General features: G+C 72.1%; 25 protein-coding genes and 2 pseudogenes. 18 read left to right on the forward strand and 9 right to left on the reverse strand.

The genetic code is table 11. The annotated features are described in order from the left end of the window. Positions 1–126: 126 nt before the first annotated feature. Positions 127–927 carry an MBL fold metallo-hydrolase gene (locus K7G60_RS08985; RefSeq protein ID WP_225800264.1) on the reverse strand — a complete coding sequence of 267 codons (801 nt, stop codon included), beginning with the start codon at positions 925–927 and terminating at the stop codon, positions 127–129. Positions 928–1,005: 78 nt separating this feature from the next. On the opposite strand from K7G60_RS08985, the gene K7G60_RS08990 reads away from it, so the two are divergent. Together K7G60_RS08990 and K7G60_RS08995 are read left to right on the forward strand one after the other, a co-directional pair. Next, a complete protein-coding gene (locus tag K7G60_RS08990) occupies positions 1,006–1,665 on the forward strand; it encodes a TetR/AcrR family transcriptional regulator (RefSeq protein WP_225800265.1) in 660 nt (219 codons plus the stop codon). Between the two features lie 931 nt (positions 1,666–2,596). Next, positions 2,597–3,841, forward strand: coding sequence for a PQQ-binding-like beta-propeller repeat protein (locus tag K7G60_RS08995; RefSeq protein WP_225800266.1), 1,245 nt, complete (start codon positions 2,597–2,599; stop codon positions 3,839–3,841). 631 nt (positions 3,842–4,472) lie between these two features. Here the strand turns inward: K7G60_RS08995 and K7G60_RS09000 are convergent. Beyond that, positions 4,473–5,186: an ArsR/SmtB family transcription factor gene (locus K7G60_RS09000; protein ID WP_374115611.1), complete on the reverse strand. Its 714-nt coding sequence runs from the start codon at positions 5,184–5,186 to the stop codon at positions 4,473–4,475. A gap of 162 nt (positions 5,187–5,348) precedes the next feature. Between K7G60_RS09000 and K7G60_RS09005 the strand changes: the two genes are divergently transcribed. The 6 genes from K7G60_RS09005 to K7G60_RS09030 all read left to right on the forward strand — a co-directional run bounded on the left by K7G60_RS09005 (position 5,349) and on the right by K7G60_RS09030 (position 11,165). Continuing rightward, positions 5,349–6,782 (forward strand): MFS transporter, encoded by a 1,434-nt coding sequence (locus K7G60_RS09005; RefSeq protein ID WP_225800268.1) that lies wholly within the window; start codon positions 5,349–5,351, stop codon positions 6,780–6,782. A 211-nt stretch (positions 6,783–6,993) separates the two neighbouring features. Continuing rightward, positions 6,994–7,557: a hypothetical protein gene (locus K7G60_RS09010; RefSeq protein ID WP_225800269.1), complete on the forward strand. Its 564-nt coding sequence runs from the start codon at positions 6,994–6,996 to the stop codon at positions 7,555–7,557. A gap of 168 nt (positions 7,558–7,725) precedes the next feature. Continuing rightward, positions 7,726–8,229: a hypothetical protein gene (locus tag K7G60_RS09015; RefSeq protein WP_225800270.1), complete on the forward strand. Its 504-nt coding sequence runs from the start codon at positions 7,726–7,728 to the stop codon at positions 8,227–8,229. Between the two features lie 129 nt (positions 8,230–8,358). Further along, positions 8,359–8,739 (forward strand): helix-turn-helix domain-containing protein, encoded by a 381-nt coding sequence (locus K7G60_RS09020; RefSeq protein ID WP_225800271.1) that lies wholly within the window; start codon positions 8,359–8,361, stop codon positions 8,737–8,739. 140 nt (positions 8,740–8,879) lie between these two features. Continuing rightward, positions 8,880–9,809, forward strand: a complete 930-nt coding sequence (locus tag K7G60_RS09025; protein ID WP_225800272.1) for an oxygenase MpaB family protein — start codon at positions 8,880–8,882, stop codon at positions 9,807–9,809. 987 nt (positions 9,810–10,796) lie between these two features. Beyond that, on the forward strand, positions 10,797–11,165 hold the full coding sequence (locus tag K7G60_RS09030; protein ID WP_225800324.1) for a VOC family protein: 369 nt from the start codon (positions 10,797–10,799) through the stop codon (positions 11,163–11,165). Between the two features lie 193 nt (positions 11,166–11,358). Here the strand turns inward: K7G60_RS09030 and K7G60_RS09035 are convergent, their stop codons facing one another. Further along, positions 11,359–11,880, reverse strand: coding sequence for a hypothetical protein (locus K7G60_RS09035; RefSeq protein WP_225800273.1), 522 nt, complete (start codon positions 11,878–11,880; stop codon positions 11,359–11,361). Between the two features lie 558 nt (positions 11,881–12,438). Here K7G60_RS09035 and K7G60_RS09040 point away from each other — a divergent pair. The 3 genes from K7G60_RS09040 (at position 12,439) to K7G60_RS09050 (ending at position 14,978) form a co-directional block, all read left to right on the forward strand. Continuing rightward, on the forward strand, positions 12,439–14,106 hold the full coding sequence (locus K7G60_RS09040) for a M4 family metallopeptidase (RefSeq protein WP_225800274.1): 1,668 nt from the start codon (positions 12,439–12,441) through the stop codon (positions 14,104–14,106). Positions 14,107–14,271: 165 nt separating this feature from the next. After that, on the forward strand, positions 14,272–14,757 hold the full coding sequence (locus K7G60_RS09045; RefSeq protein WP_225800275.1) for a DUF2975 domain-containing protein: 486 nt from the start codon (positions 14,272–14,274) through the stop codon (positions 14,755–14,757). Next, a complete protein-coding gene (locus K7G60_RS09050) occupies positions 14,757–14,978 on the forward strand; it encodes a helix-turn-helix transcriptional regulator (RefSeq protein WP_225800276.1) in 222 nt (73 codons plus the stop codon). Before K7G60_RS09045 ends, K7G60_RS09050 begins: the two co-directional genes overlap by 1 nt. 216 nt (positions 14,979–15,194) lie before the next feature. On the opposite strand, the gene K7G60_RS09055 is transcribed toward K7G60_RS09050, so the two are convergent. Further along, on the reverse strand, positions 15,195–16,424 hold the full coding sequence (locus K7G60_RS09055; RefSeq protein WP_225800277.1) for a hypothetical protein: 1,230 nt from the start codon (positions 16,422–16,424) through the stop codon (positions 15,195–15,197). A gap of 426 nt (positions 16,425–16,850) precedes the next feature. Here K7G60_RS09055 and K7G60_RS09060 point away from each other — a divergent pair, with 426 nt between their 5' ends. Both K7G60_RS09060 and K7G60_RS09065 read left to right on the forward strand, forming a co-directional pair. Further along, positions 16,851–17,009: a hypothetical protein gene (locus tag K7G60_RS09060; protein ID WP_225800278.1), complete on the forward strand. Its 159-nt coding sequence runs from the start codon at positions 16,851–16,853 to the stop codon at positions 17,007–17,009. Positions 17,010–17,536: 527 nt separating this feature from the next. Then, a complete protein-coding gene (locus K7G60_RS09065; RefSeq protein ID WP_225800279.1) occupies positions 17,537–18,148 on the forward strand; it encodes a hypothetical protein in 612 nt (203 codons plus the stop codon). 578 nt (positions 18,149–18,726) lie between these two features. On the opposite strand, the gene K7G60_RS09070 is transcribed toward K7G60_RS09065, so the two are convergent. The 3 genes from K7G60_RS09070 to K7G60_RS09080 are packed head-to-tail and all read right to left on the reverse strand — an operon-like array spanning position 18,727 to position 19,833. Next, positions 18,727–18,885, reverse strand: coding sequence for a hypothetical protein (locus K7G60_RS09070; protein ID WP_225800280.1), 159 nt, complete (start codon positions 18,883–18,885; stop codon positions 18,727–18,729). Beyond that, positions 18,882–19,325 (reverse strand): hypothetical protein, encoded by a 444-nt coding sequence (locus K7G60_RS09075; protein WP_225800281.1) that lies wholly within the window; start codon positions 19,323–19,325, stop codon positions 18,882–18,884. The genes K7G60_RS09070 and K7G60_RS09075 overlap by 4 nt, the downstream gene beginning before the upstream one ends. Continuing rightward, the gene (locus tag K7G60_RS09080) at positions 19,315–19,833 is read right to left on the reverse strand and encodes a copper-binding protein (protein ID WP_225800282.1); all 519 of its coding nucleotides are present in this window, start codon (positions 19,831–19,833) and stop codon (positions 19,315–19,317) included. Before K7G60_RS09080 ends, K7G60_RS09075 begins: the two co-directional genes overlap by 11 nt. A 150-nt stretch (positions 19,834–19,983) precedes the next feature. Here K7G60_RS09080 and K7G60_RS09085 point away from each other — a divergent pair, with 150 nt between their 5' ends. The 4 genes and pseudogenes from K7G60_RS09085 (at position 19,984) to K7G60_RS39380 (ending at position 24,335) form a co-directional block, all read left to right on the forward strand. After that, entirely contained in the window at positions 19,984–20,565 is a 582-nt protein-coding gene (locus K7G60_RS09085) for an RNA polymerase sigma factor (protein ID WP_225800283.1), read from the forward strand. A gap of 5 nt (positions 20,566–20,570) precedes the next feature. Then, positions 20,571–21,395 carry an anti-sigma factor gene (locus tag K7G60_RS09090; RefSeq protein ID WP_225800325.1) on the forward strand — a complete coding sequence of 275 codons (825 nt, stop codon included), beginning with the start codon at positions 20,571–20,573 and terminating at the stop codon, positions 21,393–21,395. A gap of 988 nt (positions 21,396–22,383) precedes the next feature. Continuing rightward, positions 22,384–22,800 (forward strand): annotated as a pseudogene (locus K7G60_RS39375) (serine/threonine-protein kinase); the annotation flags it as partial. A 71-nt stretch (positions 22,801–22,871) separates the two neighbouring features. Further along, positions 22,872–24,335, forward strand: a complete 1,464-nt coding sequence (locus K7G60_RS39380) for a hypothetical protein (RefSeq protein ID WP_374115613.1) — start codon at positions 22,872–22,874, stop codon at positions 24,333–24,335. 168 nt (positions 24,336–24,503) lie between these two features. Here K7G60_RS39380 and K7G60_RS09100 read toward each other — a convergent pair whose 3' ends face one another. Continuing rightward, positions 24,504–25,136, reverse strand: coding sequence for a hypothetical protein (locus K7G60_RS09100; RefSeq protein ID WP_225800284.1), 633 nt, complete (start codon positions 25,134–25,136; stop codon positions 24,504–24,506). Between the two features lie 116 nt (positions 25,137–25,252). Here K7G60_RS09100 and K7G60_RS09105 point away from each other — a divergent pair. Then, positions 25,253–25,760 (forward strand): annotated as a pseudogene (locus tag K7G60_RS09105) (transposase family protein); the annotation flags it as partial. A 32-nt stretch (positions 25,761–25,792) separates the two neighbouring features. Here K7G60_RS09105 and K7G60_RS09110 read toward each other — a convergent pair. Continuing rightward, a complete protein-coding gene (locus K7G60_RS09110) occupies positions 25,793–26,164 on the reverse strand; it encodes a hypothetical protein (protein ID WP_225800285.1) in 372 nt (123 codons plus the stop codon). Positions 26,165–26,190 lie beyond the last annotated feature (26 nt).

Here is a 26,190-nt window from a genome sequence, read left to right on the forward strand (position 1 = left end):
CCGTCGAATTCACGACACGGCACCGTGTCCGGCGAGCCGGTCCGAGGTCCTGTGGGCTCCGACGCGCGCGGCAGGACGGTCCGGGGGGCCGGTCAGGGAGGCCCGGCCGGGGAGGCCCGCGGCGGGTCAGAGGATCAGTTCCTCGCCCAGGCCCGGGGTGAGGACCTCGTAGGGCTCGCCGGCAGCCGCGTCGAGGAAGCGGGCGAGTTCGTCGGGCTGCCGGGTGGTGTAGAAGCCTTCGGAGTGGAAGCCGTCGTAGTGCATCGGTATCGCGGTCCTCGCCTGGAGGAGACGGGCCACGACGGCCGCGTGCCGGGCGTCGAGCGAGGCCGGGTAGGGGCTCGCCGGCTGGCAGTGCGGGAAGCAGACGGTCGGCCCGTTGATGGGCGTGAGGACGGCGTCGAAGGGGCCGTGGCGGCGGGCGGCGCGCCACCAGTAGCCGTGGTACATGGTGTCGCCCAGGTGGATCACACGGGTTCCGTCGGCTTCGACGGCCCAGGAGACCTGGGGATCGCCGAGGGTGTCGACGGCGGGGACCGCGGCGATGGTGAAGGGCCCGATGGTCGTGGTCTCCCACAGGCCCATGGGCCGCCGGGGCAGGTCGTGGGCGGTGAGTTCGGCCTCCGCCTGGAGGGTCCAGAGGTTCTCGTGGTCGTCGCCGCCGAAGGACTCGGGGTGCAGGACCGTCCCACCGGGCCGCAGGGCGCGGGCGAGGGCGCCGGCGTCGGTGTGGTCGCGGTGGAGGTGGGTGCAGAGTCCGGCGAGCACCTGGCCTTCGGTGCGGGGCGGCACCACCTTCGGCAGCGGCACTCCCGAGAGCGCCGTCCCCTCCAGGACGCCTTCGGGCCGGCCGAGCAGGTCGATGACCAGGCTCTCGCCCTGCGCTTCGAGCTCCACTCCGGCCCAGCCGAGCCAACGGACACGCATGTGAGGTCCTCCCCCATCGATTTTTACCGGACGATCGTTCGCTAAAATAGCAGACGATCGATCGGTAAGATCGTGGGCATGAGGAAATCGGCCGAAGAGGCCCGGCGCACCCGGGAACGCATCGTCGAGACCGCGGTGCACCAGGCGTCCGGACTGGGACTGTCCGGACTGACCATCGGCGTGCTGGCGGAGACGCTCGAGATGAGCAAGGCGGGGGTCGTCGGCCCCTTCGGTTCGCGCGCCGGCCTCCAACTCGCCGCCCTCGACCGGGCGGTGGAGATGTTCACGGCGGCGGTGGTGACGCCCGGTCGCGCCGGCGGCGCGGGCCTGCCGTGCCTGCACGCCGTGATCGACGCCTGGTGCGCCTACCTGGCCGACTGTCCGTTCCCCAACGGCTGCTTCGTCACGGCCGCGTCCTGCGAACTCGACGGCCGGCCGGGCGAGTTGCGCTCCCGTCTGTACGACACGGTCACCCGGTGGCGGAGCTTCCTGGCCGAGCAGATCACCATCGCGCAGGCCGCCGGCGACCTCGACCCGGACCTCGACCCCGAGGACCTCGTGTCCCTCCTGACCGGCCTCGCCATGGCCGCCAACCAGGAGATCCAGCTCCTCGACGACGAGCGCGCCGCGCCCCGCGCCCGCCGCCTCATGCGCACCGCGCTCGCCGCCCACCGCCGCCCGGGGCCGGCCCCTCAGGAGCCCGCCCCGGCGGCCGAGGCCCCCGCGGGGCGGGAGTGACCCGCCGGCAGGTGACCTTTCGACGGTGAACCGCCACCGAGCCCCGGGCCGCCGGAGGAGTCGTCGAAACCCGGCGGCCGGAGCACCGGTGCATGCCCGAAGGGGCGCAGGCGCAACCGGCGGCGCGATGCGGCGCTCGCTCTGACCCCCGGGCCGGCCCAGGAGGCGGTACCGGCGAATTGTGCGGCCGGAGCCATCAGCGCCGCCGCACGCATCCGGCAGGCCGTCAGCGATCGGACGGCGGTCCGCCTGCCCGGAGCTGCCGGTCCAGGTATTCGATCAACCTGACTTCGCTTCGCTCGAGACGCTCCCTCTGGTCTCGGGGCAGCGACGCCAAGGCGTCGGCAAGGGTCCTCCTCCTGGGAACTCGCACCATCGAGCCGGAGTAGACGCGGCAGCCGGAACACCAGGCCAACGCTATGCACCGCTCGAACAGGGGCGACTCAGGTGGATGGAAGCGGTATGCGTACGAGCGGACGGGCGTCTCGCAGGCCGCGCAGATCCGCTGGTCACCAGCCTGGACCGTCTCCCAGGATCCGGTCTTGATCCACCGCCGCCGCTCGCCATGTGCTCTTCACATCGTCATGCCGGCCATTCTTCCCCGCGACGCCCCGCGCCGGCACCCGATTCCCCCCTCGCGACCGGCTCGGCACGCCTTCTCGTACGCACCTCCGCACTTCCACTCGTACGCCCTCGGCCAGGGCAGCACCTCCGCCACCGGGTCCACCGAGCCGGCTCTCATCACCGTGCGCCGGGATCGTCACGAGCCCCTCCTCCCAGGAACCGGCCACCAGTCGGATCTCACGCTCACGGTGCTGCGAGAGCGACGGCTGCTCCGGGTCGCGATGTCGCGGCAGCCGCATGGTGTCCGCCGGTCGAAGACCGCCTAACCTGTTGATCTTTACGCCGGTCGAACCAGGGGTGGGATCGTATGACATGGCGAACGAACGACGCGCGCGCCGTTCGACCCGAATCGGCGGGCAGGTGGCACACGGCACTCGCCCTGACCGTCGTGGCGGCCATCGCGCTCGCCTTCATCGCGGGTCTCGTCTATCTCGTCCTGCCGGGCTACATGCCCTTCAACGCGATGACCACCGTCTGGGAGGCACCGCACGACGGCGAGGCCGCCGAGGGCGGAAACGACACCTGGCTCGTCGGCGACATCGTCGTCCGCAGCCGCGTCGACGGCGCGACCGCCTTCGACGTCCGGTCGGGGAAGAAGCGCTGGGAGTACCTCGTGCCCGACCGGGCCGAGACGTGCGGGTCGGGTGCCGACATCGCCGTCGGGGTCGCCCTGATCGCATTCCGTGAGGCGAGGCCGCAGGAGAAGGGCTGCGTCACCGTCGTGGCGGTCGACCTCGCCGACGGCCGGGAACTGTGGCGCACCACGGGCGTCTCGGCGGCGTTCCTGGACGATGTCGTCACCACCGGCGGCGGCCTCGGCGTTCTCCTCGACGGCGGCCGCCTGCGCGCCGTCGACCTGAGGACCGGTGCCCCGCGCTGGACGGCTCCGCTGTCGAAGGGCTGCGACCCGCGCGGCCTCGGTCTGGCCCCGAAGCAGGTGGTCGTCGCCTTGATGTGCGGCACCGGGGCCGTGGTTGCAGCGTTCGATCCGGTGAACGGCAGGACACGGTGGACCGTGCCCGTCGACGCCCGGCGCGGTGTCGACGCGGATGCGGAGCTGAGCGTCGTCTCCGCCGACCCGCCGACGGTCCGGGTCCACGAGACGGACGGCGACGGACCGGGCGCCGTCCTCGCCTTCGGACCGGACGGCCGCGCCCGGAGCAGGATCGACGCCGTCGGCGACTACGGCCAGATCTTCACGGCGGTCGTCGAGGACGGACGGCTCTTCGCTCTCACCGGGTCGGGGAGGGGACAGAGCGGCCCCTTCGGCGGGATCGTCGCCTTCGACCTGGCGACCGGCGGTGAGCTGTGGCGGAAGGCCGGCGGGGGCTCCGCGTTCGATGTGGCGGACGGCCGGGTGACGGTCGTGAGGCCCAGCTACAAGAACGGCGACCTGATGTTCGTCATCGACGCGGCCACGGGCGACGAGGAGGATGAGCGGGCGTTCCGCGACCGTGTAGCGGGCGCGGGGGACGTGCTCACCCATCAGGACCTGGTGGTGGTGGTCGGAGGGAGCGCGGGGCACGCCTTCACCGTGTACGAGCGCTGGTGACGGACGTCTCGGGTGGCCCGCACAGGCGCCGAGCACCGCGATGGGCCACAGGGCCGTCCATCCGGCCGAGGTGATCGAGACGCGCCGGGCGTTCATCGCCCGCCGGCGATGAATTCGCCGGGCGTCATCCCCGGCCGGCCCCTCCGGGGCCGGGCGGCGGGCCTCGCGGTCCGCGCCGAGGAGTTCCGGCACGGAGGTACAGGAAGGCCGAGCACGCGGTCGCGCGGCTGCTGCTCCCCACCGTGCCGCTGCCGCACGTCGTGGCCGCCGTCGCGTTCATGCACGACACCGACGGCCGGATCGACCGCGGGACACCGGACGAACGGGCGGCCGCGCTCACGGACGTGGTGGACCGTCCGTACCGGCCCTCCGTACCGGCCACCCTTCGTCCAGGCCCTCGTCGGCGTCCAGCGCCTCCGCCTCGACGCGGTGCGCCGTGCGGGCGCGTCCCTGGCGACGCGGACCTCCGGTCCGCCGGCGTCGGCGGCCGTACCGCTGCCGCGGGGATGACGGCACGGGCCCGACGATCCCTGCGGGCCGGCTCCTGGGGGTTGTCCGGAAAGCAGCACCGCCCGACAGGCAGGGGCCGCGACGTCCGGCGTGAGGGACGCGAGGCCGTGCCGCGCCGGGTTCAGTCGGCGACCTCGATCGCGAAGGCGTCCCGCACCCCGCTCCCGCCCGCGTCGGTGAGATGGACGACGCGCGGCGAGACGCCGTACCGCAGCCAGGTCAGGTCGAAGAACCTGGCGGCCAGTGCGGCGCCCAGCGCACCGGCGAGGTGATGGCGCCGTTCGCTCCAGTCGACGCAGTACCGCACCACCGGGCGTCGCCCTCGGAGCAGTGCGTCCACGTCGATGCCGAACCCGGTGAAGCGCTCGGCTCCTCGAGGCGTGAGGTGGTACGTCGCCCGCCTGCCGTAGGAGGCGGGCCGATCGGGGCGCCGGCCGGATGCGGGGACGTCCTCCTCCCGCCGCAGCAGCCCCTGGTCGAGAAAGCCTTCCATGAGCAGCACGCCCAGGGACCCCGCGAGGTGGTCGTAACACGTGCGCGACCGCCGCAGCGCGTTCCGCCGGCTGTGGGCGCGCAACGTGGTCACCGGAGCGGGGTCGGGCGGCGCGATGACCGCCAGCGCCTCCAGGGCGGTGACGACGTCGGGGCCGGCCAGGCGGAAGTACCGGTGGCGTCCTGAGTGTTCGGCCCGTACGAGCCCCGCCTCGGCCAACCGCGTCAGGTGCACGCTCGCCGTCGGCACGCTCACCCCGGCTTCGGCCGCCAGGACCGTGACGGCCAGCGGTCGGCCGTCGCACAGCGCCTTGAGCATCCGGGCCCGCGAAGCGCTGGCCAACAGGCGTGCGGCGCGCGCAAGTTCCGGCTCCGGCTGCGGCTCCGGCTTTGACTCCGGCTCCACATCCGTTCTGGCCGTTGACTGGTCTGCGGCTTCGTCCATGCGCGTCATACAAGCACGGTTTGGCGAGCGGCTAAATATCGGGAGCCGAGGATCGCCGACATGCGCAATACGACCGGAACAGCAGCGGCGAACGAGGCACCCGTCTCCCCGGCCGGGAAACTCTCGTGGCCCCCTCTCATCGCCCTCAGCCTGGGCTACTTCCTCGTGATGCTGGACGTCACCGTCGTCACCGTGGCCGTCCCCGTCATCCGCGACTCGGTCGGTGCAGGCGCCTCGGCGGCGGCCTGGGTCGTCGACGGCTACAGTGCCGTCTTCGGCGGCCTGCTGCTCATGGGCGGTGGCTTCGGTGACCGGCTCGGGCACCGGAGGGTGTTCCTCACCGGCCTCGGTGTCTTCACCCTCGCCTCGGCAGGCTGCGCCCTGGCCACCACCCCGGCGGCGCTCATCGCCGGGCGTCTCGCACAGGGTGCCGGCGGCGCCCTCCTGGTGCCCACCTCCCTGGCCCTGCTGACCGCGGCCTACCCGGCCGCGGCGGTGCGGGCGAAGGCCCTCGGCTTCTGGGCCGCCATCTCCGGCATCGCGTTCGCGGCGGGCCCCCTCGTAGGCGGTCTGCTGGTGACGGGCCTGAGCTGGCGTGCCGCCTTCTGGATCAACGTTCCGGTCGCACTGCTGGCCGTCTGGCTGACCCTCGAGAACGTTCCCTCACCCGTAAACCGGGCGGGGGCACGCGGTCTGGACCCGCTCGGCCAGCTCCTGGGCGTCGTCGGTGTGCTGGCGTCGGCCGGCATGCTCAACGAGGCCGGCACCCGGGGCTGGACCTCGCCGGTGGTACTGGGCACCGGTCTCCTCGGTGCGGCCGCGCTCGCCCTGTTCGTCCTGGTCGAGCTGCGGACGGAGGCACGCGGCCTCGCCGAGAAGCCGCCCCTGCTCCCCCTGTCGCTCTTCCGGTCACCCGGCTTCTCCGCCACCACCGCGGTGGGCGTCCTGCTCAACCTCGGCTACTACGGCATGCTCTACCTGTCCACGCTCTATCTGCAGAACGAACGCGGCTACGACGCGCTGGGCGCCGGTCTCGTCCTGCTGCCGACGGTGTGCATGGCCCTCGTCGCAGCTCCGCTCGCCGGCCGTCTGACCGCCCGCTACGGCCCGTACGCACCGATGGCGGGGGCCCTGCTGCTCGGCGCGGCCGGGTTCACCGGCTGGCTGCTCGCAGGTCCCGACACCCCGTACTGGGCGCTGCTGCCCGCCCTCGTCGCGACCGGCCTCGCCACCCCGACCACGGTTCTGGCGGCCACCGCCGCCATCATGCAGAGCGCCCCCGTCGAGAACGCCGGCGTGGCCTCAGCGGTGTTCAACGTGGCCCGCCAGACCGGCAATTCGCTCGGCGTCGCTCTCTTCGCGTCCCTCCTCGCAGACCGGGACCTGGTCTCGGGCCTGCACGTCTCGGCCCTCATCGCCTCGGCGGCCTTCTTCACCGCGGCGCTGCTCGCCCTGTCCAGCCGGCGCAAGGCACAGGCGCGCGCCGCGTCCTGACCTTCCGCACCGCCACGAACGCCGGCTTCGTCGTCGTCCACGGCATCGTCACCGGCGACGCTGACTTGACGACACTGACGGCGCTTTGGACACCTCATCCACGCTCCGGGTCTCCAGCCGCGCCCGCCCGCACCCGCACCCGCGCTTGTGCTCGCGCCCGCGCTTGCGAGGAATCCAGGCGCCCGCTGGGATTCCCGTAACGTTCGTCCCCATGACAGCCCTCGATGCCCTCGTCCGCCTCTGCCCGCCGCCGGCCGATCCGCCGCCCGCGGTGGACTGGGCGCAGGCCGAAGGCTCCCTGGGCACTGCTCTGCCCGCCGACTACAAGCAGCTCGTCGACGCGTACGGCGACGGCGTCTTCGACGACACGATCTGGCTGCTCGTCCCCGACTCCGCCTACGACGACTGCGACCTGCGCACTCAGGCGACGGAACGAGTCGAGATCCTGAGCAACCTGTGGGAGTTCGAGGCGAAGCCCGCGGAACTGCTGGAGGCGGGCGCGAGGGTCGTGCCGTGGGCCTTCGAGGAGGGCACGGGGGCGTTCCTGTACTGGCTGGCGCGGCCCGGCCGGCAGCCCGACGAGTGGACCGTGCTCTACAACGAGGGGCGCGGCCCGTTGTGGGAGCACCACGACATGGGGTGCTCCGCCTTCCTGCTGGCGGTGCTCACCGGGACGGCGGACACGGAGTACTTCGACTCCCTCCACGAAGTACCGAGGCCGACGCAGCACCGTTTCGCGACGGCCGACCAGACCCTCGGGGCGTCCCAGGGCTGACACCGCCAATCGGCCCTCGCCGCGACGGCGCGGGCCGCATGCCGGGTCAGGTCACCCGCTCGCCGCAGAGAGAAACAACGCGATGGCCTGCTCAGCCGGCAGGGCGGAGCCGCCCTGCCGACCCGAATTCGGATGCGCCGGTCTGCGGGGCGGTCGCATACTCGTCGCATGGCTTCACCCTCCGGTCGGTTTCGGGATCCGCGCAGCACCGAGTACGACTTCATCGGTTCGATCACGGTGCGCTGCCCCGGCTGCGCGAAGGCCGCTCGCGTCGTTCCCGCCCCCGAGGGGGACTCCTTCCCCGGCGGCCGGGTGTTGTTCAGGCCTCGGCGTCTGGTCTGCCGTGGCTGCGGACTGTCACGGGTGTGGAGCGGCCGTCGTGTCGCGCTCCCCCACGGCACGGCCCGACCCGCGACGGATCCGTACTTCGGCGTGCCGCTGTGGCTCCAGGTGGAGACCCGGCACGGCTGGTTGTGGGCGTACGACCTCGAACATCTCGACCTGATCCACCGTTTCGTCCAGGCGTCGCTGCGGGAACGAGCGCCCTGGTACGACACCGGGCAGAAGATGACCTTGGTGGCCCGCCTTCCGACGTGGATCAAGCGAGCGAAGAACCGGGACGAGGTCCTGCGTGCCGTCGGTCGGATCCACGGATTGTCAGCTGCCGCCTGAGTGGAGGGGTCCGAGAAGCCGGCGGAGATGCCCACGGCGTCCAGGTGCGGCAGCGGCTCGGCACCCAGGTCACGGTAGACGGCCTCGCCCTCCGGGGGCTGGGCGAGCCAGTTCTCCTTGAAGACCTGGGTGACGTCACGCGGGGTGGAACCGACGGGGAACGCGGTCGAGCGCGTCTTCAAGCTGTTCGGCAAGCGCTGGACCGGCATCGCCATGACGTCACTGATGGGCGGTCCGGCCCCCTTCTCAAACCCGCGGCGTACGGTCCCCGGCATCAGCGCGCGCATGCTCTCCGACCGCCTCACCGAGCTGCGGGCCGCCGGCCTGGTCACCGGGACAGGCCGCTCGAAGATCACGCGAGGCCTCCGCCGGGAGCTCCTCCAGCTTCTCGTACGGGGTCGCCCTGTCCTGCCGCAGAGGCACACGCGTAGGGCGTTCGGAACGGGGTCGACCGCCGTACCGCGGACGCCCGTGTCCCGTGTGGTGAAGAACCTGGTGGCGTCGTCGTAGGTGGTGAGGGGCACGCCCCGGGAGCCCGCGGGGTCGCGCGGACCCGAGCGTGCGGGGGTGCCGGCCCGCCCACCGCGCGGGGCTTCCGGGTTCTGCGGGGAGGGCGCCACCCGTGGGGGGTTCTGGCGCACACTGGAGGCGTGGTCTGGACCCCACCGTGTTTCGGCGGGCTGCGGGAGCGGGCCGGTGAGGCGCTCCTGCACCGGGTCGCGGGCCCCACCGCGCACGAGAAGCGGGCCCGCATCCACGAAACGCCGGGGCCGCGCTGGTTCGGCCCCGACCGTCCGGTGCGCCTCGTGCACCCGGACGCGGCGATGTACGTCGGCGGGCTCGCCGCGCTGCTGCTGCAGTCGCTGCACCCCGTGGCGATGGCGGCGGTCGCCGCGCACTCCGGGTTCGAGAGCGACCCCTGGGGGCGGCTCCAGCGCACCAGCACCTTCCTGGCGACCACCACGTTCGGTACGGCGCAGGACGCGGAACGCGCGGTGCTCCGGGTGCGCCGGGTGCACGACTCGGTGCGGGGGCGGACGCCGGAGGGCGTGCCGTACCGGGCCTCCGACCCGCATCTGCTCGCCTGGGTGCACGCGGCCGAGACCGCCTGTTTCCTCAGGGCCCACCAGCGGTACGGAAGGCGTCCGCTGGATCCTGTGGAGGCGGACGGCTACGTCGCCGACATGGCACAGGTCGCACGCCGGCTCGGGGTCGTGGACCCGCCGGAGAACACCAGGGAACTGGCGGCGCGGCTCGCGCGGTACCGCCCGGAGCTGCGCGCCACCGCGCAATCACGTGCCGCGGCCCGCTACCTGCTCTCGCGTCCTCCGCTGCCGTGGCCCGCCCGGCTGCCCTACGCGTTCCTGGCGGCCGCGGCGGTCGAGCTGCTGCCCGCCTGGGTACGGGCCCGTCTCGACCTGCCGTACGCCACGCGCCTGCTGCTCCCGCTCGCCCGCCCCGGCGGACACGCCGTCGTCGCGGCGATCCGCTGGATCATGCCCGCCGCGCCCCGGCGGACGCGGGCTCCCGCAGCAGGCTCCCGACGGCACCAATCCTCTCCCTCCGGTCCGTCAGGGTGATCCGAAAGACATCCCCGGGCCGCTTCCTCCGGCTCTTGCGAGGCTTGTCATACTTCCCGGATGGAGGTGCGAGCCGTGGAGGCGGCACGGCGTTGGCTGGCCGATCAGGGCGTCAGCCAGGTGCGCGACGGGTGGGTGAGCGACGAGAAACCGGACGTGGTGCTCACGGCCGGCCAGGTGGCGCATTCCTGGGCCGGCGATGTGTTCGCCGAGGACCTGGACGCAGCCGACCAGGTGCGGTTGGCCTTCGGACTGCTGGACCTCCTCGACGAGTACTGGGTCACGTGCGAGATCCGGTTCGCGAACGAGAGCGCGGAGGGCCCCCTGCCGGCCGACGTGCTGTGGGACGGCTACCGTCGCCGCTTGGAAGCGGACCGGGATGCCGAGGCCGTCACCTACTCGCTGTGGGTGGACTGGTTCGAGGACCACACCACTTCCGCGACGGCCTTCGCCGAGGTGCTCGGCAACGACGTCGACCGAGTGGTGGCCGATCGACCGGAAGCCCTGCTCCGCCGAGCCCGTCGGGTTCTGGAGTGCTCGGGGCCGGTGCGCTGGACGGTGAAGGAGCCGGCGTACCGCACGGCCGCGCGGCTCCCCGCCCTGCGTCCAGCCCTCTTCCGTGGTCTTCGGGCGGGCTTCCACGACGTCTACGGCGACCTGGAGCCGGCTGCCGCACTGGCCCTCCTCGACCGGCTGGATCTCCCCCCGGACACCCGGCACCTCGCCGAACTGCGCCACGTACTCGCCGCGGGGCACAGGAACCACTACCGCAGTCCCGGCGCCTGGCCGAGGCGCTTCGCTCCCGCTCCTGAGCCACGGGTCCGAAGGACCGGAGAAAGACGCCGGCGACACCGGGCCCGGGCCGGGGGATGGTCGCCGTCTTCTCGCCACGGGTGGCGGTGCCGAGCCCGGCAGGGCGGGTCGCCGATGAGTTCACCGTCCTCGAACGGTCCACCCAGCGACACGACCGTTCTCGACAGGAGTGCCATGTCCACCATCCAGCCAGTGATCGTCACCGACCACCTGGACGCCCTGCTCGGCTTCTACACGGAACTGTTCGGTGCCGAGGAGATCTTCCGGGTACCGGAGGAAGGCCCGGTCTTCTATCTGGGTTTGCGCATCGGCGACAGCGACCTCGGGCTGGTGGCCAAGGCGGACCTGGGGAGCAGGGAGGCGCCGCGGATCCTGCTCGGCATCGGTGTCGACGACGTCGACGAGACGCTCGGCCGGGTGACGGCACTGGGCGGCTCGGTCAGCGGCGGCCCCAACGACATGCCCTGGGGACAGCGCGTCGCCCACGTCCAGGACCCCGACGGCAATCCGTTGAACCTCACCCAGCCGATCCCGGCCCGGTGACGCCGTTCCGGATGCCGCGCAGGGGCCCCTCCGGAGGGGCCGCCTCCGCCGGGAGGACCTCGTACCGGGTGGACCTCGTACCGGGTGGACGGAGGACGGCTGGGCGAAGGGTGGACGGAGGCCGGCCGGGCGGGGCGTTCGCCGTGCTCGGCGATGCCGCCTCGGGGCCGGCCGGAGCGACGCCACCGAGGGATCACGAACGGCTCTCGCTCCGGGTGGTGCCGAGCGCGGCCGCGATGTCCTCGAGGATCCCGACGAACTCGTCCGCCGGGATTTCGACCACGAAGACCGTGCCGACGTCTTCGGGGCGGCTGAGCAGGTGTTCCTCACGCCAGAACTCCAGCGTGATCACCAGGCGGTCCTCTTCGCGGAAGAGGTGCGCCAACACGTTGTCGGTGGTCGGCCCCCAGAGCAGGGCCCGGAATCGACCGTGCAACCGGTAGGCGGCCTCGGACTCGTCGTCGTTCGTCGTGCTCCGCACGAGACGCCGGTGTGCGGCTTCGGCGGACAGGCCGGCGAACGGCTGGGGAGAACCTTCGCCGGACCGCAGCCAGGCGGCGGTGTCCAGCACGTCGCGGCGGAACTGGGGGCCGTAAGCCATGTTGTCGTCGCAGGTCAGCCACTTGCCGACGGCCCAGAGGTCGACACGGCGCAGTGGGCCCGGCTCGCCGATCTCGGCGGCGAACCGGAGCTTGTCTCCCAGAACCACGTTCATACCGGTGACCGTCGCAGGTTCAGCCCTTCACGAACAACCCAATACATCACCGGGGAAGGCGCCGGCGCGCCTCGGCGGAGAACGAGCGGCTGCCGACCCCGGTGTCTCCCGAGGGGGTGAACCGCCCCCTGGTCCCCTTCAGCGGCCCTCGACGGATGGGCGCACCGGCGGCAGTGCCCACGGCTCCGAAGTCCCGCTGATCAAGTCCGCCAGGAACTGGACGGCACCTGCCTCGTCATGCGGGCGGGAGCCGTGCGCCGGAGGGAAGTCGGCCCGGGTGCGGTGCGGGTGCGGTACGGGTGCGGCCCGGGTGCGGTACGGGCTTCTTTCACGTGTGTTGCGGGTTGTTGTGGCCCCTGTGTCGGCGTGTATCGGGACCTTGTTCTTCGGATGAAAGGGTGGGCCGCATTTCGGGCGTGAGCGGCTCAACCCCCTTTTATGGCACGTGACATGTGCGCGGCGGACTGGGAGCGTCCCCGGCCATCGAGGCAGTCCCCCGTTGTCCGGGCGGGCGGCGGCGATCCCGTCCAACTCCCCACGACCTTCTGGAGAAACCACATGTCCACGTTTTCCTCTGCCGGCAGCAGGGCGCGCCGTCTCGCGCTCGCGTCGGGCGCGGTCGTCCTCACCGGCGGCCTGCTGGCCGTCGGTGCCACCACCGCATCGGCGGGCTCCGCTCCGGTCCACGACGGCACGTCCGTCGCGGTCACCGCCGGATCCCTCGGCCTCGGCGCCAAGGAGGAGCTGGTCGTCAAGGACGTGATCAGGGACGTCGACGGCACGGTACACACCCGCTACGACCGCACCTATGCCGGTCTGCCGGTCCTGGGCGGTGACCTGATCGTCCATCGCGCCGCCGACGGGACCGTCAAGGACGTCACCAAGGCCGTCCAGGCCGCCATCGAGGTCGACTCGCTCGCCCCGAAGCTCACCGCGACCGCCGCCGCGTCCGCCGCGGTCAAGGCCGCCCGGGCCGCGAAGACCACGGGGGCCGCCACCGGAGAAGCCCCCCGCAAGGTCGTCTGGGCCGCCGCCGGCAAGCCCGTCCTCGCCTACGAGACCGTCGTCACCGGCACCCAGCGGGACGGCGTCACCCCGAGTCTGCTGCGCGTCGTCACCGACGCCGACACCGGCAAGAAGCTGTACGAGAACCAGCTGATCGACGGCATAGCCGACGGCGCCACCGGCAAGAACGGCGTCTCCGCCGCCGGCAAGCCGGGCAGCCCCCAGGCCGGCGCAGTCGGCACCGGCGTCAGCCAGTACAGCGGCACCGTCAGCCTCAACACCACTGCGTCCTCGAAGGGTTACGACCTCGTCGACAACGAGCGCGGCGGGGCCGGCGTCGTCGACCTCCAGCACCGGACGGGCGGCAAGGGGACCCTGTTCACCGACGCCGACAACGCCTGGGGGGACGGCACTCCCGCCGACAACCAGACCGCCGCCGTGGACGCCGCCTACGGTGCCGCCCAGACCTGGGACTTCTACAAGAACGTCCTGCACCGCAACGGCATCAAGAACGACGGCCGGGCCCCGGTCTCCAAGGTCCACTACGGCAACGCCTACCAGAACGCCTTCTGGGACGACCGGTCCTTCACCATCACCTACGGCGACGGCGCGAACGACCAGCACCCGCTGACCCAGCTCGACGTGGCGGGCCACGAGTTCAGCCACGGCGTCACCTCGGCCACCGCCGGCCTGCAGTACTCCGGCGAGTCCGGCGGCCTGAACGAGGCCACCTCGGACATCTTCGGCACCGCGGTGGAGTGGAACGCGAACAACGCCCAGGACCCGGGTGACTACCTCCTCGGCGAGAAGATCGACGTCTTCGGCAACGGCAAGCCGCTGCGCCACCAGGACCGGCCCAGCAAGGACGGCCGCGGTTCGGTCGACTACTGGAGCGCCGGCGTCGGCAACCTGAACGTGCACTACTCCTCCGGCGTCGCCAACCACTTCTTCTACCTGCTGTCCGAGGGCAGCGGTGCGAAGGACATCAACGGGGTGCACTACGACAGCCCGACCGTGGACGGCTCCACGGTCACCGGCATCGGCCGCGACAAGGCCGTGCAGATCTGGTACCGGGCGCTGACCGCCTACTTCACCTCCACCACCGACTACCACGGCGCCCGTGAGGGCACCCTGAAGGCGGCCGCCGACCTCTACGGCGCCGACGGCGCCGAGGTCAGGGCCGTGGACGCCGCCTGGGCGGCGGTGAACGTCAAGGCCTGATCCGTGCGGCGGTGAACGAGGGCGCCCAAGGGGCGGTGGCCGGGTTGCCGGGCACCGCCCCCGCCACGTCACGGTGTCGAACCACGGCCCGCCCTCTGCCCCGACCCTTGTTCAACCTATCGAAATTCGATAGATTTCCATCGCAACTCGATGGAAGGACGGGCTATGGGAAAGCTGACCGTGCGCGCGCTGCGCGTCGTGCTCGTGGTGGTGCTCGCCGGCACCGTGTTCGTACAGGCGTCGATGGTGTGGGCGCTGGCCACCGACCCCGAGGACGGGTCGCTCCCGCTGACCCCCCTGCGCCTGATCACGATCCTGGGCATGGTGTCCGCCCAGGTCGCCCTGGTCTGCGTCTGGCGGCTGGTGACGATGGTGCGACGCGGAACCGTGTTCTCCCACACCGCCTTCCGGTACGTGGACGGCGTGATCGGCTCGATCGTGGCCGCCGCCCTCGTATGGTTCGCGGTCACGGCCCTCAACGCACCGGGACAGCGGGACGACCCGGGCGTCACCGTGATCATGGGCGGCGTCGGCGTGGCCATCCTGGGGGTCGCGCTCATCGTGCTGCTGCTGCGGATGCTGCTCGCCCAGGCCGTCGCGCGCGACGTCGAAGCGACGCAGATGCAGGCCGAGCTGGACGAGGTGATCTGATGCCGATCGCCGTCGACATCGACGTGATGCTGGCCAGGCGGAAGATGTCCGTGGGCGAGCTCGCGGACCGCGTGGGGATCACGCCCGCCAACCTGGCGGTGCTCAAGAACGGCCGTGCCAAAGCGGTGCGCTTCGCGACGCTCGCCGCGCTCTGCGAGGTGCTCGAGTGCCAGCCGGGCGACCTGCTGCGCTGGGAGGCCGAGGACGCCCCGGAGGGATGACGCGCCTCGCGGCGCCGGCGCCGGAAGCCGGACGGCATGGTGGTGGGCTGCTCCTCGCGGTGACGCTCCTCGCCGTCGCCCGGTGCGCCGTCTCGGCCTTCCGGGACGGCGCCGGTACTCCTTCGCGCCCCGGCGGGAGCCGACCGGCCGACCGCCCTCGGCTTGGGTTCGGCGGCTTGGGGTTTCGCGGCTTGGGGTCGGCGGCTTGGGTTCGGCCTAATTCCTGCCGCGGGAGCGCCTGCGGGTGATCAGCCAGGTGCCACCGACGACGATCAGGGCGAAGACGGACAGCACCGCCCCAAGGGCGGTCAGCAGCCACAGCCGTTCGCGCAGCTTCAGGGTGCCGCTGAGGGTGACCTGGAGGGAGCCGACGGCGAAGGCGATCGCCGAGGTGAACACGGCGACGAGTTCGACCGCCCGTATCGAGGAGGTGTGCACGGTGCGTTCCAGGTCGGCGTTGGCGGCCTCCTGGCGCCGCCAACGGGCCTCGTGCTCCGCCTCGCGTGCCGCCCGCAGCCGGGCTTCCTGGATGGCGTCCCGCTTGACGAGGTACTGCTCCATCAACAGCTCGCGGCTGAAGGTGCCGTGGTGGGCGAGCAGGGCCAGTGCGGCATCGACGTGCGACAGGGCCTCGTCGTGGTCGGCGCACAGATGGTGGGCGGTGGCGAGACGGAAGCGGAACATGTGGTTATCGGGGTGGGCGTCCACGGCCTCCCGCGCGAGCCGGCGCAGGAGTTCGCCCTGGCCGTCGAAGGGCACGGAGAACGCCAGCCCGTTCAGGCACACGTCCATCACGTGCCGGGAGCGGTGCGCGGCCTCCCATGCCCGCTCCAGCAGGTCGCGGGCGTGCTCGGTGGTCAGGGCGCGGCTCCCGAACGCCGCGAAGGCGCGCAGGGCCAGGATCACCGGCTCCTCGCGGCGCGGGCCTGCCAGGGTGGCGAGGGCGGAGGTGGTGAGGACGGCGTTCAGGTCGTCGAAGGCGAAGTTCGCGCGGAGTTTTCCCGCGTGGTAGAGCAGGACGGTGAGAGCCGCGTCGGCGGCCCCGGGGGTTCCTGCGAGGCCTCGGGCCGCCTCGTCGAGCTGTTCGCGGGTCTCCACGTGGGACCGGTTGATGAAGCCGTTCCCGAGGGTCCACTGCTCGCGGACGGCGGAGCGGCATCCGGTCGTGGTGTGCAGGGCGATCCAGCGCGCGCAGGCCAGGGCGGTGTCCGTGGACGGGCTGTCGGCGAAGCGCCGCCGCCAGTAGCGGTCGGCGCAGACGAAGAACGGGTCGGTCGCGAAGTCCGCGGTCCTGACCTCGAAGTCCGGTTCCTGTCCGCTCTCTCGGAGCTGGAGGGCGACCTGCTCGGCGATGCGCTCGAGGTCGGCGGCCTCGGCACCCACTGCCGCCGCCAGCCGGGCCCGGGATCGCTCCTGCGTCTGTTCCTGCGCGGCCGGCGTGTCCATCGCTTCCCCCTGCGTGATCGTTCTCCCCGACGCAAGACCCTACAGGTGCACTTCAACGCCCTTTCGGGGCCTGCCCACAGAGACGCACACGGCCACGGACACGCACACGGACCCGCCGAAGGACGCGTACGGAGGGAGACGCCCTGCGCTTTCAGCTCGGCGCGGCCGGCGGGGCTGTCGAGGTAGCGCAGTCGGGCCGCCAGGCCGCGTCGGGAGCAGTCGACCAGCAGCCACAGGGGGACTCCGTCACCCACAGCCCCCGGCTCCATGCGGTTGCCGAGGGGGTCGGGCAGGTCGGTGTGGTCCCAGTCGGCGGGGGCGACGAGGTGCACTCCGGCCTTCTTCGGGTCGTGGACGCCGATGGTGTCCTCCCGGAGCCGACCGCTCGGCAACCACGCCTTGAGCGCGGACAGGTAGGCGGCGTTCATGTCGAGCGCGGTCACCCCGATGCGCTCGCCCTTCTTCGCCACCGAGAAGGGGGCCGCGTTGCGCCACTTCGGACGGCCCTCCCAGATCTCGTCCGCGCCCTTCTGCGACTTCTTCCTGAGGGCGTCCTGCGTCGGCGGGAACTCCGAGTGCTCGTAGCGGCCGCCGACCCGGGTCGCCTTCAGGGGTGCCATCACATCCGGGATGGCCGTCCTGATCAGCGCGGCCTGCGCGGCCTCGACGTCACCCGCGTGCTCGGCGAGGACGCCGTGGACGCGATCGGTGATCTGCTCGATCAGAGTCCCTGAGGCGTACCCGGGCGCGCCGGGCCGGAGGCTCCGTGCGTCGCCCTGCCGCTCCCCCGACCGCGACATCAGCGCCGTCACCGTGAACCCGAGGATCTCTTCCGTGCCCGACACGCATGCCGCTCCGTCCACCCGTACGCGTGAAACGCATGCGCCATGTGCTGGGCTGCCCCTCAGAACGGACGCCCCGGGGCGCGGTTCCAGGGGGAATCGGGGGAGCCAGTGGTCCGGCACGTCGCTCATCAGCCGGTACGTGGCGGTCCATGGCCTCAGGGCCTGGAGTCATCACATCGCACCGCGAGCGTTTGACATCCCCTGAAAGCCGTTCAAGAGTGCCTTTCAGACAGCATCGGACAATCTGGACAGGAGTCAGGAATGCGCTTGTGTACCGACCGTGGGCGCCGTGGTCTCGTCTTGCCCGCGCTGGCCGCCGCCTTGGCCCTGCCCTTGCTGTCCGCGACCCCCGCCTCGGCATGCTCCACCGGCACGGTCACCCGCTCCGGCGGGGTCGTCACGTTCGAAGCGCGGTCGGGCGCGGCCAACCAGGTCACCTTCTACGTCGCCAACGCCCCTCTCCTGCGGGTGTCCGACCCGGCCGGAATCACCGCGGGCCCCGGCTGCACCCAGACCAGTCGCCGCACGGCGACCTGCGGCACGATCGCCGGCATCACCGCCATCCACGCCGACGGCGGCGACGGCAACGACCGGCTCGCGGCCGGAGCGGACCTCGACGTCCCCGTCGACTTCAACGGTGGCCCCGGCCAGGACATCCTCGTCGGCGGCACCGCCGACGACCACCTGGAGGATCCCGACGGCTGGCCCGCCCGCCCCCTCCGGGCCACCTTCCGCGGGCTCGCCGGCAACGACGTCATCATCAGCCGCAACGGCGGCTACGACCGCGTCGAATGCGAGGGCGGCAACGACACCGTCACGGCGGACCACGCCTTCCTGGACCGGGTCACGAACACCTGCGAGACGATCGACCGCGGCTGACGCCCCACCACGACGGCCGGAACCCACTCCCCGCCGCGAGCCGAGCGCCAGGAGGCGGGCACGCGTGACCACGGCCCGTCCGGGGCGCGGGCCGTGACCGGACGACGGTCCCTAGCGGGCCATCCCCTCGACCTTCACGGTCGGGGCGGGGGCACGGGGTCGACGCCCTTGGGCCGACCGGCGAGCGGTGACCGACAGCGAGCGCCCCGGCCACGACGAGGGCCGGGCGGCGCCCAGGACGCCTGCCGTCACGGCCGGGGTGGCCAGGACCGCCCTGGCGAGCCGCTGACGTCCGGCGGTGCGGGACGACTCGCTGTTCCTCGTTCCTCCGACCGTATCGCGGTCGTGGGGCGACTCGCTGTTCCTCCGACCGGGTCGCGGTCGTGGGGCGACACGCCATGACCGCAGGGCTCATGGGGTCGAAGGGTTGTGCGCCGGGCGCCTTCGGCCGTCGTCACCTCTCCCGGTACTCCTCGTCGGCCACGAGCACCGACGTGAAGCGGACCGGCAGACCGTTCCCGTCCCGGGGTACCTCCTGGGAAGTCGTCCCTCGTGAAGGCGAGGGTGACTCCGGGGACTCACGGCGCCCGGGGATCGTCGACGACGACGTACCGGCCCTTCCGGGCGACGTGTGCGAGAACCTGGTCGGCGGGAGTACGGAAGACGTCGAGGCCGTCCAGCAGGACTTGGACGGCCGGGTCCTCGTCCTCGTCGCCACGCGGCGGATCGATGATCATGCGGTGGTTCGCCTTCGACGGCCGCCAGGGTGCCGCAGGTGATGGCCGTGGCTGAGTGCGGCCACCGCCAAGGCGGTCAGGACGAGGACGTCGACCGCCTCGACCGCGACGGTGGGGCGGACCAGCTCCGCGTCCGCCGATTCCTCGAAGCCGAACAGGCCCGTGGTGAGGCTCAGGAAGAGCGCGCCGAGGGCGCCGGCGGTGAACAGCGCGGTGGCGGTGGCGACCGGGCCGAGCCGGCGGTACGGGGTGAGGAGCAGGGCCACGGCGAGGAGGCAGCCGAGGACGCCGTTCAGCAGGAACAGGCCGCCGATGGTGGCCAGGTCGCGGTAACCGTCGGCCCACAGCGCGAGGTGGACGGCGCCCATCGTCGCGGTCAGCCCCGCGGCGGCCGACCGCAGCACGAGCACGGCGGCACGGCGGGTCCGGTCAGTAACCATTGCCGGGAGGGGTGGGAGAGGTGGGAGCGGCTGGAGAGGCGGGAGCGTCTGGAGAGCCGGGTGTGCCGGGCTTGTTGACGGGAGCGCCGGCCACCGTGATCTCGGTCTTCATCCCCTGGTCCTTGTGCCCGTCGACCGGGCAGTAGATCTCGTACTTCCCCGTCTTCAGGGTCACCGTCAGGGTCGTGGACCCGCCCGGAGCGACGGTGTCGGAGCGGTTCTCGCCGCCCGGCCCCTCGACCTCCAGGGCGTGGTCGTGCTTCCCGGTGTTCGTCGCGACGAAGTCGTACGTGCCGGGGGCGAAGGTCCGCTGGGACAGTGTGATCCGGAAGTCGGCCAGGTCCGCGGTCACCCTGGGCGCGCCCCCGGGTGCCGTGCTCTTCTGGGCGGGGGGCGGTGTGGTGGTGCCGCTGCTCGAACCGCCGTCGTCGCTTCCGCAGGCGGCGAGGGCGCCGGCCAGCGCGGCGGCCGACAGGGCGAGCAGTGCGCGGGTACGTGGTTCCGTCATCGTTCTGTCCTCCTGATGGTCCTTCCGGTCCGCCGGTCCGGTCCCTTGGTTCGCGCCCCCACAGGGAGTACGGCGCCGGGCCACTCCGGGATTGCGGATCCGGGCGGACAATGGGCGCAGGCGATCCCTTCGGGTCCGTCGGACGTATCCATGGGTGTGGGACGCATGGGCCTTCCGCTGGAGCGGGTTCCCGACGAGGCACTGCTCTCCGGTCTCGCCACGGGCGATCCGGAGATCGCGGTGGCGTTCGTACGCCGTTTCCAGCGCGCCGTCTACGGCGTGGCCGTCACCGTGGTCGGCGATCCCCGGCTCGCGGAGGACGTGGCCCAGCAGACCTTCGAGCGGGCGTGGCGGCACGCCCAGGTGTACGACGGCCGGCGCGGCTCGGTACGGGGCTGGCTGACGGCCATCGCGCACAACCTGGCGATCGACGCGGTGCGGGCACGGCGCGCGACCCCCGTGGCACCGGAGGACCTGCAGACGCTGGTCGGGATCGTCTCGGAGACCCCGGAGCGGCACGCGCTCGCCGACGACGCGGCCGAGCGGATCCGGCGGGCGGTGGCGACGCTGCCCCGGGAGCAGGCGCGGGCGCTGGTGATGGCCGGGATCTACGGGATGACGGCGCGGGAGGTCGCCGCCTTCGAGGGCGTGCCGCTGGGCACGGCGAAGACCCGGATCCGGGCGGGGACGATCAAGGTGCGGGCGCTCCTGGAGAGCGAGGAGACGCGGTGAGCGGCATGGACTGCGAGCGGCTGCGCGAGGAGGGCGCCGAGCTGGCGCTCGGGGTCCTTCCCGCGCGCGAGCGGGCCGAAGCGGTGGTCCACCTGGACCGCTGCCCGGACTGCCGGGCGCACGTGGAGCGGCTGACGGCGGTCGGGGACGGGCTGCTCGGGCTGCTGCCTGGGGCGGAGCCGCCGGTGGGTTTCGAGACCCGGGTGGTACGCACGATGCTCCCCGCCTCTGCCCCTTCGCCCTCGCCCGCTCCCGGGACCTCTGCGGTGGCCGGGCGGTGGATGCGGGGGCGCAGGGTGCGGGGGCGCCGCTTCCGAATGGCGGCGGCGGGCGTGGCCACGGCCCTGGCCTTCGGTTTCGGCGGCTGGGCGGTGGGGACCGTGGTGGAGAGCGCGCCCCGGGTGGCGGCGCCGTCCCCGCACGCCCTGGAGGCGGCGCTGGTCTCCCCGGACCCGGCAGGGAACGGCCGGGAGGTGGGCCGGATCTACGCGCACCCGGCGGACGCCACGGGCGGGAACGGCTGGGTGTACATGTCGGTCGACCTCGGTGACGGACCGGCGGCCGACGGTCCGGTGCGGTGCCTCCTGGTGCGGGCCGACGGGTCCGCCGTATCGCTCGGCTCGTTCCCCGTGAGGGCCGGCTACGGCTACTGGGGCGCCCCGGCCCCCGCGGGCCTGGACCCCGGCACCCTGAGCGGAGCCCGTCTGGTGGCCGCGGACGGCACGGTCCTGGCGACGGCCCGTTTCGCCGGAGTCGACGGGACCGGCGCGGGTGGGACCGTGACGGGGCCGGCGGGAACGGTGTTCGTACGAGGCTCCGCGCCCGGTTGACGGCTCCCTTCCGGCAGGAACAACACCGAACCGTCCACCGCGGGTCGTGCAGGAATCCCTGACGAATGCGATCGAGCACGCCGGCGACGGGACGCACCGCCAGGTGACGGTCACAATGGACGCGCGGAGGCGTGGACGTCGAGGTGGTGGACGACGGAGCGGCGAACCCGGCCGTGTCCGGCTGCGGGGGCCTCAGGGGGCCATCGACCGGTCCCGCTCCGGGGCAGCTTCCGGGTGCTCGTCGACATCGCCCCGGGGCCTGACCGTGTGGGCGAGGCCGGCACGGGCGCCGAAGCCGTCGAGCGCACGCGGCGGCTGCGCCGGGAGGTGGTGCCGAGGGACGTCAGGATGCCCGACGTGGACGGCATCGCCACGACACGGCACAGCACGTGGCCGTATCTCCGGGACGGCTGGGAGATACGTCCTCGTCCTCACGAGTCGACGGAGCACGAGCGCGCGCAACCGGTGCTCGGCGCCTACGAGTCAGAACTCGTCAACCCTGCTCACCGGTCGGCCACCCCCGACCGCGCTCAGCGAACGACGGCCCACGACCGGCCCCGGAACCGGAACGGAACCGCTCCGACTCCGGTCGCGACCCGACCGAGCCGCACCGGGGCGCGGCCGCGCTCGGTCACGGCGGCGCGGTCCAGGGCGAGCACGGGCACCCCGACGGCCTCGCCGCCGCGGGGTGCCGAGGGGGCCTGTCTCTTCGGTCGGCGCAGGGCCTCCGCACGAGCAAGATGCGGCTGGGCTTGGGGGCGGCGGTGCCCGTACACAGGCCGTTCCCTGCTGGCAGGGGCGGTCCCGCGCCCACTGCACGTCAGTCGACGACGCGCCGGGACCAACGACCGACTGTTCTCGACGAAACCGTCTGCCCCATCGCTGCTGGACAGTTGGGCTACCCTCCTTCCTCGTGGACCAGTTGACCGCCGAAGACCCGCCCCACATAGGGCCCTATCGCCTCATCGCCCGCTTAGGCGCCGGCGGCATGGGCCGGGTCTACCTCGCCCGCTCCGAAGGCGGGCGCACTGTCGCGGTCAAGGTCGTGCAGGCCGAGTTCGCCCAACACGCCGAGTTCCGCTCGCGGTTCGCGCGCGAGGTCGCCGCGGCGAAGCGGGTCGGCGGGGGCTGGACCGCGGCAGTGCTCGACGCGGACACGGACGCGGAGACGCCCTGGGTCGCGACGCAGTACATTCCCGGGCCCGATCTGCACGCCGTCGTGGCCGAGCAGCACGGGCCGTTGCCCGAGCGGTCGGTGCGGGTCCTGGCCAACCGGCTCGCGCTCGCCCTGCAGGCCATCCACGAAGCGGGCCTCGTCCACCGCGACCTCAAGCCGTCCAATGCCCTGGTCACCGTGGACGGGCCCCGGGTCATCGACTTCGGTATCGCCCGGGCGCTGGACAGCATCAGCGGGGACAGCCTGCAGACCCGTACGGGCATGGTGATCGGCTCGCCCGGCTTCATGTCCCGGAGCAGGTGCGGGGGCTCCACGTCACCGCCGCCTCCGATGTGTTCTGCCTGGGTTCGGTCCTCGCCTACGCCGCCACGGGGCGCCGGCCCTTCGGGGCGACCGGCAACGGGCTGCACGCCCAGTTGTTCCGGGTCGCCGAGGAAGAGCCGGACCTGGACGGGCTGCCGGAGGCGCTCCTCGGACTCGTACGGGAGTGCCTTCAGAAGGACCCGGCACGACGCCCCACGCCGGAGCACGTCGCCGCCCGCACCGCCACAGAAGGCGCCGGCGAATGGCTGCCAGGCGCGCTGCTCGGTCGGCTGGGGCGCCACGCGGCACAGTTGCTGGACTTCGATCCGCTGCGCCCTCACACGGCCCTCGTGCCGGGCCGGAGTCCCATTCCGCCGGTGCCTGCCCGGACCGCGCCCCGGACCGTGCAACCGCCCGCCGCACCTCAGCCCGTGCCAGCGCCTCCCGCGTCCCCGCCGGACGCGCTGGCGTACGTGCCCACGGTGGGGCCGGGACACGACGGAACGGCAGGCTCGCACGGTCCGACGCAGACCCCGGACCGACGGCGTCGCCCACTCGTCGTGGCGGGGGTGGCCGCCGTCGTGGTGCTCGTCACCATCGGCGGACTGCTCGCGCTCCGCCCGTGGCAGGACGGCTGGCGCGGGACGGGGGAATCACCCTCGCTGAGCGTTCCGAAGACGTTGCGGGGGAACTGGGAGGCGGCTCTCGACCTGAGGGACAGCGACGGCCTCCGCATAGAGGGGGTGACCGCACGCCTGCTCATCGACGCGAAGGGCACCGCCGAGTACTCCCTGTTGAGCAAGGACCGGCTGTGCGTCTGGGACAGCACCGTCACCGACTCCAGAAGCGACGCGATCAAGCTCGGCACGAGTCGGCTGAAGAGCGCAAGCCCCAAGTCCGAGGCGGATCGTTGCGAGGAGAACACCGAGGACTACGGCTCCTCCGCCCCGGACGGTACCGGGGCGTTCGTAGCCTCATGGAACGGGACGTACGAGTGGGAGGACGACCCGGGCTACTACGAACACGGCAATGACGGGCACACCCTCTACAAACCTGACACGTTCATGAAGGCATCGTCCGCCAAGGGCGCACTGCCAGAGATCTATCGGGGCTCGTGGGGCGGCCGGGGACAGGACGGCACCTACCGCTTCGAAGTCACGATCGGCGCGGGGGCGACGAAACGCGACATACGCCTCGTGTCCATCAGCGTGATGGGGGAGAGATGCGTGTACAAGGCGCAGATGTTCTCCCAGGAGGCGGCCCGGCTCCGCACCGCGCCCGCGGAGCTCGCCGACAGCAAGCAGCCATCAGGCTGCGCCGAGAACGCCCCCTCGCTGTCCATCTGGGAGAGCGGGGACAAGGGAAAACGGAAGCTGTCGTACGAGCCCATCGGCGGCGCCGACACACCTCTCTTCGAGGCCACGCACTGGGTGGGACAGCTGACCGTCTCGAGCACCTGAAGCGTGTTGCAGAACCGCCGGGAAGATCGCGCAGACGACCGTTCCAGAGGTCATCGGGCACCGAGGGGTGCCGGAAAAGCGGACGTGAGGCGACCCTCGAGCGGGAGGCCCGGGCTCCAGCAGATGATGTCGTTGTTCTGGCGAACCGCCTTCAGCACCGTACCGCCTTCAACACCGTTGCGCGGGCCCGATGACCGTGAGGCCCACCTGCGCGGCGAGCCAGTGGGCATACGGCTCGTTTCTCTGGCGGCCGTCGAAGACGGCGCTGCGGACGTGGACGAGGACGGTGTGGTCGCCGGTGGGCCCATCGAGCTCGCGGGTATGGGTGTTGAAGAGAAGTGACACTTCAGCGTGCTTGGACTCGCCGTGGAAGCCTGCCTCGGGTGCGTCCGGCCATTGCAGCGACTCCCAGTTGATCAAGCCGACATTCGGACCGATCGCCGCAGTGAAATCGTCCTCGACACTGTCGACCGGCAGGTCCCAGATCTCCCACTCCACGGGCAGCCGCCCCTCGAACGCGGCTGCCTCGGCCGGCAGGCCGCCCGCCGGGACACCGACGACGAGAGCGGGCTGCTCCTCGAACGGCACCCCTTGGAATTCCTCCAGCTCAGACGCCCCGCGGAACCATCCCTTGGGCATGGCCTTCGCCATCCTCCGCACCTCGGCGACGGAGGAAAGCTCCGCGTACGCGGAGACCTCGGAATGTTCGCAGCGGCCGAACTCCATGAGACGGCGCGCGGTGCTCAAGGCGAGTGCGGGATCGGGGCTGCGGAAGACGGGATAGGCGACGTCGTTGGACATCCGATGACCGTGCCATGGCTTGTCGTCGCACGCCATCGCATTTACAACACGCTTCCCATGGCTCGGTAGGCTGCGAGGTGTGGTGGGAAAAGAACCGTCCCCACCAGAGGCTTCGCATGCTTGCCCATCCGTCCGGGGCCGACGTGTCCAGCTCCGCCCTGCGTTTCCCGTCGGCCCAGCTACGGGCTCACCGCCGGCGTCGTGGCACTCGCCGGCGGCGTCCGAGCGCCGGCCGACAGGCGCTGTCGGCGCCGGCCCATCTGCGGTGCGGGCACACCTACGCCCAGCTCGCGGCCGGGTTCGGCGTCGGCACCACCACCGCCTACCGGTACATGGCCGAGGCCGTCGACGTTCTGGCGGCACTCGCTCCGGACCTGGCTGCCGCGCTGGAGACCGTGGCACGCAAGGCGTTCGTGATCCTCGACGGCACGCTGCTGCCGATCGACAGGATCACCGCCGACCGCCCGTTCCACTCCGGGAAGCGCAGGAAGCTCGGCATGGATGTGCAGGTCGCCTCCGGATCCGCAGGGCCGATCGCTGTGGGCCTCGCCGGCCTTGCCGGGCGCGGCCCACGACATCAAGGACGCCCGCGCCCATGGCATCACCGACACCGTGAAGGCCGCCCTGGTCCTCCGCGTTGGCACCATGGGCTGAGCTCAACCCGCGGACCTCATCAGGGCCATCAGTTCCGCCTCGGTGGTCCCGGCCGGCACGCGCACGTCGAAGGTGTAGCCCTCATCGCAGAACACCAGGTCAAGATGCGGGGGTGTCAGCCCGCGGAAGGCGATGGCCAGCCAGACCGCGTCCTCCTCCCACACGTCCATGTACAGGCAGGTACCGTCCTCGTGCAGATAAGCCTCACCCGGGCCGATCGCCGTATCTAGCCCCCAGATGAGACTGCGCACCGCACTACGGGCCGATGAATCGACCCTGACCACAGCCCACCGAGCACGGATCACCTCGGTCAGCGCACGCCGATCGACGTGCCATCCGCCCGCATCACCCTCGACCACCGCCAAGAACGTCATGGTCAGGTTTTATCAGGCGTCAGGAT

It is taken from the genome of Streptomyces sp. NK15101 (genome assembly GCF_020400725.1).
Classification (GTDB): Bacteria; Actinomycetota; Actinomycetes; order Streptomycetales; family Streptomycetaceae; genus Streptomyces.

What these genes read in the sequence shown, in the direction of transcription:
- K7G60_RS08985 (WP_225800264.1), bottom strand. Translation starts at nt 927, where the DNA reads ATGCGTGTCCGTTGGCTCGGCTGGGCCGGAGTGGAGCTCGAAGCGCAG.
- K7G60_RS08990 (WP_225800265.1), top strand. Translation starts at nt 1,006, where the DNA reads ATGAGGAAATCGGCCGAAGAGGCCCGGCGCACCCGGGAACGCATCGTC.
- K7G60_RS08995 (WP_225800266.1), top strand. Translation starts at nt 2,597, where the DNA reads ATGACATGGCGAACGAACGACGCGCGCGCCGTTCGACCCGAATCGGCG.
- K7G60_RS09005 (WP_225800268.1), top strand. Translation starts at nt 5,349, where the DNA reads ATGCGCAATACGACCGGAACAGCAGCGGCGAACGAGGCACCCGTCTCC.
- K7G60_RS09010 (WP_225800269.1), top strand. Translation starts at nt 6,994, where the DNA reads ATGACAGCCCTCGATGCCCTCGTCCGCCTCTGCCCGCCGCCGGCCGAT.
- K7G60_RS09015 (WP_225800270.1), top strand. Translation starts at nt 7,726, where the DNA reads ATGGCTTCACCCTCCGGTCGGTTTCGGGATCCGCGCAGCACCGAGTAC.
- K7G60_RS09030 (WP_225800324.1), top strand. Translation starts at nt 10,797, where the DNA reads ATGTCCACCATCCAGCCAGTGATCGTCACCGACCACCTGGACGCCCTG.
- K7G60_RS09035 (WP_225800273.1), bottom strand. Translation starts at nt 11,880, where the DNA reads ATGAACGTGGTTCTGGGAGACAAGCTCCGGTTCGCCGCCGAGATCGGC.
- K7G60_RS09040 (WP_225800274.1), top strand. Translation starts at nt 12,439, where the DNA reads ATGTCCACGTTTTCCTCTGCCGGCAGCAGGGCGCGCCGTCTCGCGCTC.
- K7G60_RS09045 (WP_225800275.1), top strand. Translation starts at nt 14,272, where the DNA reads ATGGGAAAGCTGACCGTGCGCGCGCTGCGCGTCGTGCTCGTGGTGGTG.
- K7G60_RS09050 (WP_225800276.1), top strand. Translation starts at nt 14,757, where the DNA reads ATGCCGATCGCCGTCGACATCGACGTGATGCTGGCCAGGCGGAAGATG.
- K7G60_RS09055 (WP_225800277.1), bottom strand. Translation starts at nt 16,424, where the DNA reads ATGGACACGCCGGCCGCGCAGGAACAGACGCAGGAGCGATCCCGGGCC.
- K7G60_RS09060 (WP_225800278.1), top strand. Translation starts at nt 16,851, where the DNA reads ATGTCGAGCGCGGTCACCCCGATGCGCTCGCCCTTCTTCGCCACCGAG.
- K7G60_RS09070 (WP_225800280.1), bottom strand. Translation starts at nt 18,885, where the DNA reads ATGATCATCGATCCGCCGCGTGGCGACGAGGACGAGGACCCGGCCGTC.
- K7G60_RS09075 (WP_225800281.1), bottom strand. Translation starts at nt 19,325, where the DNA reads ATGGTTACTGACCGGACCCGCCGTGCCGCCGTGCTCGTGCTGCGGTCG.
- K7G60_RS09080 (WP_225800282.1), bottom strand. Translation starts at nt 19,833, where the DNA reads ATGACGGAACCACGTACCCGCGCACTGCTCGCCCTGTCGGCCGCCGCG.
- K7G60_RS09085 (WP_225800283.1), top strand. Translation starts at nt 19,984, where the DNA reads ATGGGTGTGGGACGCATGGGCCTTCCGCTGGAGCGGGTTCCCGACGAG.
- K7G60_RS09090 (WP_225800325.1), top strand. Translation starts at nt 20,571, where the DNA reads ATGGACTGCGAGCGGCTGCGCGAGGAGGGCGCCGAGCTGGCGCTCGGG.
- K7G60_RS09100 (WP_225800284.1), bottom strand. Translation starts at nt 25,136, where the DNA reads ATGTCCAACGACGTCGCCTATCCCGTCTTCCGCAGCCCCGATCCCGCA.
- K7G60_RS09110 (WP_225800285.1), bottom strand. Translation starts at nt 26,164, where the DNA reads ATGACGTTCTTGGCGGTGGTCGAGGGTGATGCGGGCGGATGGCACGTC.